The organism is Agromyces salentinus (genome assembly GCF_009749395.1).
Classification (GTDB): domain Bacteria; phylum Actinomycetota; class Actinomycetes; order Actinomycetales; family Microbacteriaceae; genus Agromyces; species Agromyces salentinus.
In genome coordinates this window covers 171,985-183,915 of record NZ_WBIR01000002.1, presented here as the reverse complement: position 1 = coordinate 183,915, position 11,931 = coordinate 171,985, and the positions used below count along the sequence as shown (strand labels likewise).

13 protein-coding genes are annotated in these 11,931 nt (G+C 68.2%); 5 read left to right on the top strand and 8 right to left on the bottom strand.

The window, feature by feature from the left end; translation table 11 throughout:
* Positions 1 to 15: 15 nt before the first annotated feature.
* From GQQ95_RS03745 to GQQ95_RS03725, 5 genes are all read right to left on the bottom strand, one after another.
* On the bottom strand, positions 16 to 345 hold the full coding sequence (locus GQQ95_RS03745; protein ID WP_157426307.1) for a hypothetical protein: 330 nt from the start codon (positions 343 to 345) through the stop codon (positions 16 to 18).
* A 284-nt stretch (positions 346 to 629) separates the two neighbouring features.
* The gene (locus GQQ95_RS03740) at positions 630 to 1,451 is read right to left on the bottom strand and encodes a CPBP family intramembrane glutamic endopeptidase (protein ID WP_170296950.1); all 822 of its coding nucleotides are present in this window, start codon (positions 1,449 to 1,451) and stop codon (positions 630 to 632) included.
* A 160-nt stretch (positions 1,452 to 1,611) separates the two neighbouring features.
* Entirely contained in the window at positions 1,612 to 2,019 is a 408-nt protein-coding gene (locus GQQ95_RS03735; protein WP_157426305.1) for a RidA family protein, read from the bottom strand.
* Between the two features lie 137 nt (positions 2,020 to 2,156).
* Positions 2,157 to 2,303, bottom strand: a complete 147-nt coding sequence (locus GQQ95_RS03730; protein ID WP_157426304.1) for a hypothetical protein — start codon at positions 2,301 to 2,303, stop codon at positions 2,157 to 2,159.
* Positions 2,304 to 2,379: 76 nt separating this feature from the next.
* Complete coding sequence (locus tag GQQ95_RS03725) at positions 2,380 to 2,925, bottom strand: hypothetical protein (RefSeq protein WP_157426303.1); 546 nt, start codon at positions 2,923 to 2,925, stop codon at positions 2,380 to 2,382.
* Positions 2,926 to 3,172: 247 nt separating this feature from the next.
* Between GQQ95_RS03725 and GQQ95_RS03720 the strand changes: the two genes are divergently transcribed.
* Entirely contained in the window at positions 3,173 to 3,907 is a 735-nt protein-coding gene (locus GQQ95_RS03720) for a helix-turn-helix domain-containing protein (RefSeq protein ID WP_157426302.1), read from the top strand.
* 96 nt (positions 3,908 to 4,003) lie between these two features.
* Here the strand turns inward: GQQ95_RS03720 and GQQ95_RS03715 are convergent, their stop codons facing one another.
* Complete coding sequence (locus GQQ95_RS03715; RefSeq protein WP_157426462.1) at positions 4,004 to 4,669, bottom strand: GOLPH3/VPS74 family protein; 666 nt, start codon at positions 4,667 to 4,669, stop codon at positions 4,004 to 4,006.
* Positions 4,670 to 4,830: 161 nt separating this feature from the next.
* On the opposite strand from GQQ95_RS03715, the gene GQQ95_RS03710 reads away from it, so the two are divergent.
* Positions 4,831 to 5,469 carry a small multidrug efflux protein gene (locus GQQ95_RS03710; protein ID WP_157426301.1) on the top strand — a complete coding sequence of 213 codons (639 nt, stop codon included), beginning with the start codon at positions 4,831 to 4,833 and terminating at the stop codon, positions 5,467 to 5,469.
* Positions 5,470 to 5,643: 174 nt separating this feature from the next.
* On the opposite strand, the gene GQQ95_RS03705 is transcribed toward GQQ95_RS03710, so the two are convergent.
* On the bottom strand, positions 5,644 to 6,324 hold the full coding sequence (locus tag GQQ95_RS03705; RefSeq protein WP_246205166.1) for a hypothetical protein: 681 nt from the start codon (positions 6,322 to 6,324) through the stop codon (positions 5,644 to 5,646).
* A gap of 687 nt (positions 6,325 to 7,011) precedes the next feature.
* Positions 7,012 to 7,773 carry a MerR family transcriptional regulator gene (locus GQQ95_RS03700; RefSeq protein WP_157426300.1) on the bottom strand — a complete coding sequence of 254 codons (762 nt, stop codon included), beginning with the start codon at positions 7,771 to 7,773 and terminating at the stop codon, positions 7,012 to 7,014.
* Positions 7,774 to 7,891: 118 nt separating this feature from the next.
* Between GQQ95_RS03700 and GQQ95_RS03695 the strand changes: the two genes are divergently transcribed.
* The 3 genes from GQQ95_RS03695 to GQQ95_RS03685 all read left to right on the top strand — a co-directional run bounded on the left by GQQ95_RS03695 (position 7,892) and on the right by GQQ95_RS03685 (position 11,654).
* Positions 7,892 to 10,696, top strand: coding sequence for an ATP-binding protein (locus tag GQQ95_RS03695; RefSeq protein ID WP_343032759.1), 2,805 nt, complete (start codon positions 7,892 to 7,894; stop codon positions 10,694 to 10,696).
* A gap of 345 nt (positions 10,697 to 11,041) precedes the next feature.
* Positions 11,042 to 11,290, top strand: a complete 249-nt coding sequence (locus tag GQQ95_RS03690; protein ID WP_157426298.1) for a hypothetical protein — start codon at positions 11,042 to 11,044, stop codon at positions 11,288 to 11,290.
* A gap of 178 nt (positions 11,291 to 11,468) precedes the next feature.
* Positions 11,469 to 11,654: a hypothetical protein gene (locus tag GQQ95_RS03685; protein ID WP_157426297.1), complete on the top strand. Its 186-nt coding sequence runs from the start codon at positions 11,469 to 11,471 to the stop codon at positions 11,652 to 11,654.
* The last annotated feature ends 277 nt before the right edge of the window (positions 11,655 to 11,931 follow it).

Genomic DNA, 11,931 nt, shown 5'->3' with positions numbered 1-11,931 from the left:
ACGCCGCCACTCGAGCTATTCGTCGGCAGCTGATCGGTTCACCGCGCGTCCAGTTCCCACGCCCATCAGACGCCGCCAAGCCTTGGCGGCCATCAGGCCGATGCATCCGATGAGCGCGCTGATCACGAGCGCATCGGTCACGCGGCCCTCCACGAGGACGTCGGCCACGATGAGCAGCGAGACGACGAATGCCCCGACGCACAGAAAGAGGAAGACCACGGTCTGCAGACGCTCCGAGCTCGCCGAGCGAGCCGTGCGCGCCGGTGCGATGCGCGTATCGAGGAACAGGGCGATCATGAGGACGGGAACGACCTGCACGGTGATCTCATAGAGGGCGGTGTGCATGACGCCATCGCACACCCTGTCCCCACCACGGGGTCAAGCGTCGTCAGCTTCTGCGACGAGTGCCTGCGCGACCACCTTGGCGCGGTCCATGACATCGAGCTGGGCCCGGTTGTACAAGGCGGACACCGATTCGATGAAGCTGTCCGTCGTCGCGTTCGGACTCTTGGTGAGGTGCGCCGTCGGGTCGCTGAGCCAGCGTCGTCGCGGAGGTGTCGAGCGAGCGTTCGTCCGTAGGACTGGAATCTCTCGAGGACCGCTGAAGGCGCGGTCGTCTCGTCGCGCGGTCAGGCGGTGCGACGTCTGCGTTCCTGCAGCCAGACCATCGTCAGCGCGGCGAGGCTCGCGGCTGCCGGTATGAGCAGCGCGAGGCCCCCGGCGGCTCCTTCTGATCGCTCGACGGCGACCACGCCGCCTCCGGCAAACAGGGCGTTGATCGTGGTGACGACCAGATTGTTGGCGGTGTGGAAGGCGATGGCAGCCTCGAGCCCTCGCGTGATGAGACCCATGACGGCCGTCGCGACGGAGAATACGAGGTAGTACGCGAACAGCATCGGATCGGTCGATCCATGCAGGAACGCGAACATCAGGCTGGAGATGATCAGGCCCGTGAGGAATGCCGGCTTCACGGAGCGGAACCATGATCCCGCTGCCGGAAGCACGGCACCGCGGAAGATGATCTCCTCGCCGGCCGCCTGGATCGGCGTCGAGAGGATGACGACGACGAGGATGCCGACTGTCGTGCTCGTGATGCTCAGAGTCGTCCATCCGACGGCCTCGGCTGCAGTGAGGCCGACCAGTGCGAAGGAGACTCCGACGACCGCGAGCGACCCGAGGAAAGAGACCAGCAGGCGACGCCGATCGAACCTCCGCGGCGCACTGAAGACGAACCGCCACGGCACCTCCGCGAACCGCCCGACCAACACGAGGGCCAGCAGTGCCGTGACACCGGTGCTGAGGTTGGCTCCCAGCAGCTTCAATGGAGAGAGGTCCTGCGCGAACGGGTCGCGGCCCTCGACGAGACCTGCCAACAGGTAGAACGCCAGCTGGGTGACGACCAGGGTCAGCGGCAGAGCGACGATCACGATGAGCGACTTCCACCACGCCATCCGGAAGTGGATGCCAAACGGGCGACTGCCGTCGAGCGGCGACATCGCAGGACCGGGGCGCACCCCTCCGGCGGCGCGTACGTCGGACGATGGTGCAGGGTCGTGGTGATCGCCGGTGAGCGCACTCATTCTCTTCTTCTCTCTTCGTCGGGCGCGCCGATCAGGACAGAACGGCTGTCGCCTCGATCTCGACCAGCAATTCCGGGGTCCACAGCGCCTGGGCGCCGATCACGGTGATCGGCGGCAGCGGTACGGCGAGACCGTCGGAGGCCTGCGCTCGCGCCAAGCCGTCGTAGAGCGGCTCCGCCATCTCCGGTGTCCAGCCCACGACGTAGATCGTGAGCCGAGCGACGTCGGCGAGGGAGCCACCGGCACCGGTGACGCCGACGGCGACGTTCTGCAGGGCAGTGTGGACCTGGCCTGCGAGGTCACTCGCGGTCACCTCTCCTGACGGAGTGATGGCGGCCTGCCCAGCGAGCAGCACCAGTCGGGTTCCGATCGCGCTGGCGACCGGGGAGTACTTCTCCTGCTCGAGGAGACCTTCGGGGTGGCTGAGCTGCACGGTCATCAGATGCCTTTCGTCGAGTGCCGGTGCTTCATTGAAGGCCGTGTGGCGAGAACACGGTCAAGGGTCACTGTCCTGCCGCGCACGTCAGATCCGGAGCGTTCTCCGCGATGTCCTGCGCGTAGGCCACGGAGCTGCTCTCACGGGAAGACGACGTCGGCGGGCTCGTCCGACGTCCCGAGCAGGCCCCGGACCTGGCCGAGCTCCTTCATGAGCCGCGCATCCGCCGCCGGATCCTCGAGCTCGACACTGGAGCATCGACGATCATCGACGCCGTCCGTGCTCAAGTCGACGGATGACGCCCCCGGAGTCCGGCGAGGGCCTGCTCCCGAACGGCCGGCCGAGGTTGGCACGGGGTGAGGGTCACGTGCCCCTGGTCGCATCGAACTGCGTCATCACCAGCGCGGCCGTGCTCGCGAATCCGGAACCGAGGATGAGCAGCAGGGATGGCGTGAAATCGGCCGGTTCCGGCACCCAGCCACCCAACGCCCAGGGCAGGATCATCGCCGCCAGCAGCGCCACGCTCGTCATCCACTCGTTGACCCAGAATGCGCGCGACATCCGTGCCCTGCCCCCGGCTAGGATGCGACGCCCTGTTCCGACGGTCAGCAGGATCAGGAGGATGCCGAGGGCAGCGAAGACGACGGCTCCCCAGAGCGGCTCCATCGCGACCAGGGAGAGGGGGACGAACAGAGGGATCGAATATGCGGTGAAGACCCACCGCGTGGCGGAGCGAAGGTACAGGTCGGTCGCTTCCGAACCGGCCAACCGGCGATGCGTGGTGGAGTCGATGTAGAAGAACACCCCGACGATGAAGGTGCCCAGGAGTGTCGCCGAGACACCGGCGAGACCGAGCAGGAACTCCTGACCCATATCGTTCATCTGGTTGTCACCTTCTTCGAAAGCCACGTCGTGCTGAGTCAAGAAGCTGTTCCCACCACAGGGTCAAGACGGTCGCCTGCCGGGACTTGACCCTGTGCTCACCACACGGTGTCCCTTGGAACGACGGGCTCGCCTGCGACGCTGAGGGGGGCGAACACCCCGGACAGAGGGGCGGCCGAGTCGGAGCAGCGTCTGCGCGACCTCGTGGACACCGCCATCTGCGACCGGTGAGCGGGAGAATGAAGCAGTCGACAACGGAGGGCGAGGGGCCGTCATGGGGTGGAGCACGAGAGAGGTCGCCGACCTCGCCGGAACGACGGTGAACACGGTTCGGCACTACCACCGCGTCGGCTTGCTCGAGATGCCTGAGCGGTTGTCGAACGGTTACAAGAGCTACGAGGTGCGGCACCTCGTAGACCTCCTGCGCATCCGCCGTCTGCGTGAACTCGGGGTCCCCGTCCATCAGATCGACCGCGTCGCCGCGGGTGACGATCGTGCGGCCGCGGCGCTCGAAGACATCGATGCGGAACTCGCTGCGACGATCGAGCGCCTGCAGGAGGCGCGAGCACAGATCCGCACGATCGCCGACGGAGCGACGACCGCCGATTTGCCCCCGGGCTTCGAGAACCTGGGTTCGCGTCTCACGGCCACCGACCGGTCTCTGATGCTCATCTATTCGCAGGTCTACGACGATGAGGCCATGCGCGACATTCGCGCGATGCTCGAGTCTGATCCCGAGGACGTACGTGTCGACTTCGACGCCCTTCCTCCGGATGCCGACGAGGAGACGCGGCGCGCCTTGGCCGTGAGGTACGCGGTGGGGCTGGCACATGATCTGAAGGCCTATCCCTGGCTCCGCGATCCACTCGCTCATCATAAGAGGAGGCCGCAGATCACGTGGGAGATGGTCGCGGAATCGGTCGCCGCACTCTACAACCCCGCCCAGCTCGATGTGATCGCCCGCGCTACCGCCGTCGCGACGGCGACGGTCGAAGCATCCGAGGAGTGAGCGCCATCTGAGCTCGGACGATGTCCGAGTTCATGAATTCCGCAGCCGGCGATTCCGCCGTGCGCCTCGTGCCTCACGAAGAGCTGCCTTCGCGGCTCACAGCCGGGGGAGCACCGTCGCCGCGATCACCGTGTTCATGATGACGGCATTCATCGTCCGCACCACCGCGCTCGACGCCGCGGCGGCTCCCCAATCGCCGCTCTCGAGCGCTTTGGCTCGCGTGTAGACATCCGTGCCCCAGGGAATCTCGGCATGGAACTGGGGAAGTGTGCCGCTCGCCGACAACAGGGCGATGCTCGCCGCGGTCCGCGCACTGGGCTCTTCGCCGTCGACGAGCGCGGCCCGCACGTTCCGGATCAGGCTCGCACGGCGATCGCTCGCCAGCGTGATCTTCGTCGTCGGAAAGAATCTGAGGACTTTGCCCTCCGTGCGCTGCAGGTCGCCGCGAGCGACGACGCGGTCGAGGACCGGTCCACGCAGGAGAGGACCGGAGCCTGCGAGAACGGTCTGGATGTCCTGCGCCTTCTCCGACAGTGATGACAGTGCCGGCTGGAGGAGTGGGTCGGGGGCTTCGCCCGCACCGGCCGCCCGCACCCGGGTGGACAGCCCGCGCTCCACCTCGACCCGGCCGGCGAGCGCGAGGTCGGCGAGCACGGCTCCACCGAGCACGTAGAAGAGGATGTTCTCTCCCGCGATGGTGCCGGAGTCGGGCTGGAAGAGCAGAAGGAGCGTGTCTTCGACGAGAAGAGGCTCATCCGACATCAGTTCATGCATGTGTTCAGTCAAGACCCTGTTCCGAGGACCGGGTCAAGGTGGGGTGAGTCCGGTGTCGCGCATTTGACTCTGTCCCGGGCACAGGGTCTCTACTGCATGCAGCGACCGGTGACCATCCGGTCGCGGCATCTGACAGGAGGAACGAACCGATGGACAATCCCTACCCCTGGCTACAGGACTTCATCAACCAGGTTCCCGACATTCTTCAGCCCGTGATGGTCGCGCTGGTCGCGTTCATCCCCTACATCGAGGGCGAAGGTGCCGCTGCATTCGGCATCATCGCCGGCATCAACCCGGTGGTCGCGGCTCTCGCCGCCATGGCGGGCAACTTCCTCTGCGTGGTCGGCGTCGTCCTGCTCGGTTCGCGCATCCGCGGCGGTGTCGTTGCACGACGCGCGGCGCGGTCGACTGCATCGGCTCCCGGAACGGCCGGTATGGCGCCGCAGGGCGACCAGTCGGCCGCCCTGTCGTCGACGGCCCCATCGTCGATGGCCACAACCGCATCCACCCTCACTGCCGATGCTGCGGTATCCGACGGCGAGGAGGACGACACGACACGGCGAGGAAAGGGACGCACGAAGCTGCGGCGCTGGCTCGTCAAGTTCGGCGTTCCCGGCGCCAGCATCCTCGCCCCGCTGGCTCTGCCGACGATGCTCACCGCGGCGTTCTTCGTCGCATCCGGCGTCCGCAAGGAGTGGGTCCTCCTCTGGCAGCTCGTCGCGATCGTGTTGTGGACGGGTGCGGCGGCTGCCGTCGCTGCGGGTCTCCTCGCGCTGGTGGGCTGGTGAGACGGGGTCTCATCGCGAGGCACTGGGCGAAGCCCCAGGGGTGGTCGGCTGAAGGGAGGAACAGCCCCGTGTCTGCGCACCTGCTTCTCGTCCTTCTCTGACTCCACGGTGAGCCTCGATGATGACGGCCCGGTCGACGCATGGATCGAGAGCCGAATTCGCGTCATCCGGTCGTCAATTGCCGAGGCCGTCGAGGACCCAGTTGTAGCGAAGGCGGAGGCCGCGCTCCATGCTGGCCAGTGCCGCACCGGCGCCGAGGGTGATGTTGAGCCACAGGGGGAGATGGATAGGGGAGACGAACGTGCCGAACCGCTCCGCGATGGGTGGGATCTCGGAGATCACCTGTGCGAGTTGAGGGACGTTCACTCCCACGCCGACGATCAAGATGGCGATCGCGCTGGCGGCGATCCACCGGCTCACGGTCGGGTGCATCTGCTCGAGTCGCAGGCGGCGACCGATCGCCGATCGCGGATGCGGGGTGAGGCGACGCTCGGATCGATCGGGCGTGACGTAGTGCATCCGCCGGAGGCCGTACGAGCCCGCCGCCACCTGGATCACGCCGCCCTCGACGGTGAACCTCGCCGGCAGCTTGGAGACGACCGCCTGCGCCCCGTCGCGGTAGAGGTGGGCACGGGGGTCGCCGTCGTCGTCGGTCCGCACATCCACCGCGTAGACCACGTCCGGCGCGCCCGGCCGCGGCACCGCCAGCGAGAACAGCTTTCGGCCTGACACCAGGTGCCACCAGCGGAAAGGCTCGAGCGGACGCCCGTCTCCGCGCTTCTGGCGGCGGGGCATCGTGCCGTCGTCGGCATCGCCGAGCATGCCGAGCGCGTCGGCATCGTCTTCGTCGAACACGGACATCCTCCTATCGAAGGTCGTGTTGCAGGAACAGGGTCAAGTTGCCGGCCGGCCTCCGACGGTCCTTCTCGGGAACACGACGGCGGGCGGTCCTTCCGTTCACCTCAGGCCAATGGGTGAGCGGGTACGCCGGGTGGCGCAGCGGGTACGCCTCCCAGACGGCTCCGATGATCAGCAGCACGAGCGCCGGGAGTCGGAGGCATGACGATCCAGCCCACCAAGTCCCCGGTTCCGTCCTCCTCCAGCCCAGCGGCCTCGGCGGCGGCGAGGTCGGGAGCCAGGATGCCGATGATGAAGCCGATGGGTGCCGGCCCGCAGGCAGCCGGGTTGAGGATGAGGAGACGCGCATGTTCTCGCGCACAACCCGGAAGAGCCTCGGCCAGAAGCGCACAGGCTCGGGAGGAGCGATGGAGGTCTGCGGAATGGACATGCTTCCATCGCACCTCATCGGAGGCCGCGCACGTAGTGCCATGGTGTCACGTGAATGAGTGACACCAGTCATATCGTCCCTTGGAGCGAACGATTCCCTCACCGTTCTCGTCGGGGATGCGGGCAGCCAGCAGCGACTGTTCCGTCTGCCGGCCCCGAGCGTGACCCGCAACGGCGACGCGACCGACCAGCCGCTAGCGCCATGCCGCCGAACAGAGCCCGATTGGTCGCGTGATCGCGGAAAAGAACGAGCGTTCAGGCCGACCGAGGCTCGTGAACGTGGCGGGCCTCGCGCAGATCGCTCGCCAGCCCAGCGGCGGTGACGCGGCGGAGCACGTCGCGCTGTGCGGAGTTGTAGAGCTCCGTGACGATCTCGGCGAGCGCGGCCCGGGTCTCCTGACTGTGAGCGCGACGATGCCCGGGGTCGACGACCAGCCACGGACGGGCGGTGGAGCGCCAATTGGTACCACCCGAGCCCAGGAGAGAGACGACCCGCCGCCGGTCGGCCTCGTCGGCGTCCGGTGGAAGCACCGCGAACGCTTCCCGGCCCTCTGCGGGCTCGTCTGCCACCATCTGCTTCAGTCGCGACATCGAGACCTCGTCGTGAAGGCGCGTGAGGATGTGGATGAGCGATCGGTCGGGCTCCGACAGATCGGCGGCGATGGCCTCGAATCCTCGAGGCGTGTCGACGGGTGCCCGTACCGTCAGCAAGGCGGCGATGTCGGACCGTGCTCGCTGCAGGCGGGCGATTTCGGCCACCACGCGCTCGTCGAGCTCTCGCAACTCATCGTGCGAGGCGATCCCGTGCCCCGCCGTCGCGTCGACCTGCGCGAGCGGGACCCCCAGTTCCACGACCCGTCTCAGCTGGATCAGGCGTACCAGGTGATGGACCCGGTACTCCTTGTAGCCGTTGTACCGTCGCTCCGGTGCCGTCAGAAGGCCCAGCGAATGGTAGTGCCGGATTGTGTTGACCGTCGTGCCCGCCAAGTCTGCGAGCTCCCGCGTGCTCCACGTCACTTCTTCGTCTCCTGTTGTCGGTCCTGCGGTTCGGCCCATGCCCTCTCTGCCGTGTCGCCAGACTCGCAGCGGGGTGCGCGTGCTCGCGTCGGTGTCTTTCACCTAATCGAGTACCGCAATACCCTGTAGTAGGGACACACTCACCCCCTATCCGGCGGGAGCACACCTGACGAATCTCCTGGGGCGCCGCGCTGAGCGCGATGTCGTCGAAGCGCTGCTTGCCGAGGCGAAGTCGGGGCGCAGCGGGACTCTCGTGGTGCGCGGCGAGGCCGGCATCGGCAAGAGCGCCTTGCTGCACCATGCACGAGAGCAGGCTGCTGCCGCAGGCTTCCGCGTTGAGGCGTGCACGGGCGTCGAAGCCGAGACACCGTTCGCGTTCGCGGGGCTGCATCAGCTGTGCGCGCCGCTGCTCGACGGGATGAGCGCATTGCCGGAGCCGCAGGAGTCGGCGCTCAGCGTGGCGTTCGGGCTTCGCGGGGGAGCGGCTCCCGACTACTTCCTGGTCGGGTTGGCGACACTGAATCTGCTCACCGAGGCCGCTGAAGAGCGCCCGCTGCTCTGCCTCATCGACGACGCTCAATGGCTCGACCATGCGTCTGCGCAGGTGCTGGCCTTCGTGGCCCGGCGGATCAGCGCAGAGCGCATCGCGCTGCTTTTCGCGCGACGCGAGGTCGGCGAGGACCAGATCGATGTGTTCATCGACCTCGCACCCGAATTTCGGCTCACCGGTCTCGACGAGAACGATGCGCGGATGCTGCTGTCCGAAGGCGTCCACACACCCCTGGAAGACGACATCCGCGATCGGATCCTCGCTGAAGCGCGCGGGAATCCGCTGGCGCTTCTGGAATTGCCCCGCAGTGCGACGGGGTGGGCGGGAGGATTCGAGCTGCCGGATGCGCTCAGCGTCCCCCGGCGCATCGAAGAGACCTTTCGCCAGCGCTCGGAGGGGCTGGCGCCGGACGCCCAGATGCTCCTTCTCCTGGCTGCAGCAGACCCGACGGGCGATGCCGACCTGCTGTGGCGGGCGGTCGAGCAGCTCGGGATGAGGCGAACGGATGCCGAACCGGCTGAGGCGTCGGACCTGTTGGAGATCGGCGCGCGCGTGCAGTTCCGGCATCCGCTCGTGCGGTCGGCCGTGTACCGGGCGGCGAGGCCGCCCGACCGGCGTCGAGCGCACGGTGCTCTGGCGCTCGCGACAGATCCAGACGTCGATCCCGATCGTCGGACCTGGCATCGGGCCCAGTCCGCCCAGGGCACGGACGAGGAGACGGCGCAGGAGCTGGAGCGCTCCGCTGCCCGCACACTGGCCCGGGGCGGGGCGGCGGCCGCGGCCGTCTTCCTGCAGCGCGCGGCGGAGCTGACTCCGGAGCCCGCGGGACGCGCGAGGCGTGCGCTCGAGGCGGCCCACGCCAAGCACGATGCCGGGGCGTTCGTCGAAGCTCAGGAGCTCGCGACGATGGCCTCTACAGGTCCGCTCGACGCCTTGCAGCGCGCACGCATCGCGCTGCTGCGCGCGAGGCTCGCCTTCCACCGCGCGGAAGGGGTCGACGCGCCGGGCATGCTGCTCGACGCCGCGGAGACGTTGGCACCGCTGGATGCGTCTCTGTCGCGGGAAACCTACCTGCACGCCCTGGACGCGGCGATGATCATCGGAGGCGCGGGCGAGAAGCGGGGCGCGGCAGATGTTGCGCGCGCCGCTCTCGCGGCACCCGCGCCGCCCGGACCACCGCTGCCCGCAGACGATCTGCTCGACGGGCTCATCGTCACGTTCACCGAGGGCTACGCGGCGGGCGCTCCTGCGATGCACCGTGCGCTCGAGGCATTCCGAGCGCGCGGCTTCGACGGCGAAGCTGTCGGCCAGATGGGGAGTCGTCGGTGGATGTGGCTGGCGACGCGGAGCGCCGCCGGGCTCTACGACGCTGATGTGGGACGCGAATTGGCGATACGCAACGTACGTCTGGCACGAGAGCTGGGTGCTCTGACCACGCTTCCAGGGGCTCTCGCCGCACTCGCCGGCGTGCTGGTTCTGAGCGGCGAGCTCGCACGGGCTGGCGAAGTCGCCGCCGAGGGAGCAGCCATCACGCAGGCGACGGGCGCGATACCCCAGCCTTTCGGACAGCTCATCCTCGCCGCGTGGTGCGGACGCGAGGCCGAGACCCTGCGATTGCATGCGCTGCGCACGCAGGGCTCGGCGGCGCCGACGGACGGGGCCGCGGTCGCGACGGCCCACTATGCGCTGGCGGTGCTGCACAACGGGCTGGGCAATTACTCCGCGGCCGTGGCCGCCGCGGTTCGGGCGCGTCAGACCGATGAGATCTCCAACAGCAGCATCACGATGCCGGAACTGGTCGAGGCGGCCGTCCGGGCAGGTGACCGGACACTCGCCGAATCCGCGCTCGCGGAGCTCTGCATGCGGGCTGAGGCGAGCGGCACCGGCTGGGCGCTCGGGCTCGCGGAGCGTTCCCGCGCGCTCGTCAGCGCCGACGCCGCCGCCGCCGAGGGACACTACCGGGAAGCGCTCGACAGGCTGCGATCATCCGGGATGAGCGGTCATCTCGCCCGGACCCATCTCGTGTTCGGGGAGTGGCTGCGCCGAGAGGGTCGCCGTCAGGATGCTCGCGCGCAGCTCCGCACAGCCCATGACTCTCTTGCCGCCATGGGGGCGCAGGCCTTCGCCGCCCGCGCCGCCCGCGAGCTTCGCGCCACGGGCGAGAATCCGCGGAAGAGATCGGTCCAGCCGGCCAGTTCGCTCACGGCTCATGAGCTGCAGGTCGCCCGCCTGGTGGCGACGGGCGCGACGTCGCGGGAAGTCGGTGCGCAGCTCTTCCTCAGCCCGCGCACCATCGAAGCGCACCTGCGCAGCATCTTCCGCAAGCTCGGTATCACCTCCCGCAGGCAACTGAAGGATCTGCTTCCCGGCTAGGCCAGAGAGCGTTCAGCCTGTGGAATTGAACCGCCACGGTCATGCAAGGTCTCATCGTTGCGAGCCCGTGATGGCGGCGCCCTCATCTTTTCACGGATCGGCGTCGAACGAACCCGACGCCATCGGCTGATGCGTGACCTGGCGCCGTCGATTCACGCGTAGCCCAAGAAACCGTCGCGGCCGAGGCTCGAGGTTCCGACCGACACCGGAGCACATCATCGCTGGTGGTCCGATCCCGCTTGGTGAATGCCGAGCAGCATGGCTGCCGGGGCGCGCGCGATTGCCTGGTCGTGGCGGAACGTCTCGCTCGGGGGCGCGTACGCTGCTCCGACGGCAATCGTCGCCGTGTTCGACCCCGCACTCGGCCTGCTGCTCGGGGCCGGACTGCTGCCCGCCGCAGCCCTCGGCCTGGAGACTTCCCGGCGCGAGCGCATGCTCGTGCTCGTCGTCGGCACGGTCGCAGGCTGGGCGATGTTCCTCGGCTCGCTCGTCGCGCCTCTCCCCGTGATCGCCGTGCTGACGATCTTCGCCCTGAGCGTCGTGATCGCCGTCGCAGTGCGAATCCCGTTCGGAAGATCGCTCCCCTCGTCATGATGCTCGGTCTGCCTCTGGTCGGCGGGGTCTCTCGGTCACCGACCCGGCACTCGGCGCCCTGGCCGCACTGCTCATGGTCGCCGGTTGCGTCTACGCGTGGTTGGTCTCGTTGCTCTGGCCGGCGGGACCACCTGCACCTCGTTCCCGGCGGCCGACAGGCGGACGATCGGCGACGCTCATGTACGGCATTCGGGTCGGGCTCGCCGGTGCAGTGGCGACCGCGGCAAGCGGGTGGTACGTGCTCCCGTTCTTCTCAACCACCATCGTGCTTTCGATGCTGCTGCTCGGTGAGGACGAAACTCCTGGACACTGTTTCGTCGAACGAATCGTGCTCACGCTCGTCGGTGTCGGTCTGGCCGCGTGAAGCGCCTGGTTGGTGCCGTGGATCGCCGGCCAGCTTCGCAGTGGCTCCGCTCGTGTCCGCTCGGACGGTTCGCGCGAGAACCTGTGAGGCCGTGGCCGGAGAACGGCCCAAGGGTCTCGGCGCCACTCGCCGTGGGCGCTCCCCGGCTCCCACGAGTCCACGGCGGTCACCGCATGGTCAGAGCAGGCCTGCCGCTGCCTCGGGCTATGATGAGGCGGGCATTCGCCGGGTCGTCGTCGGGGCGGATCGGCCGCCCATATCTCGAAAGGCCCGCTGT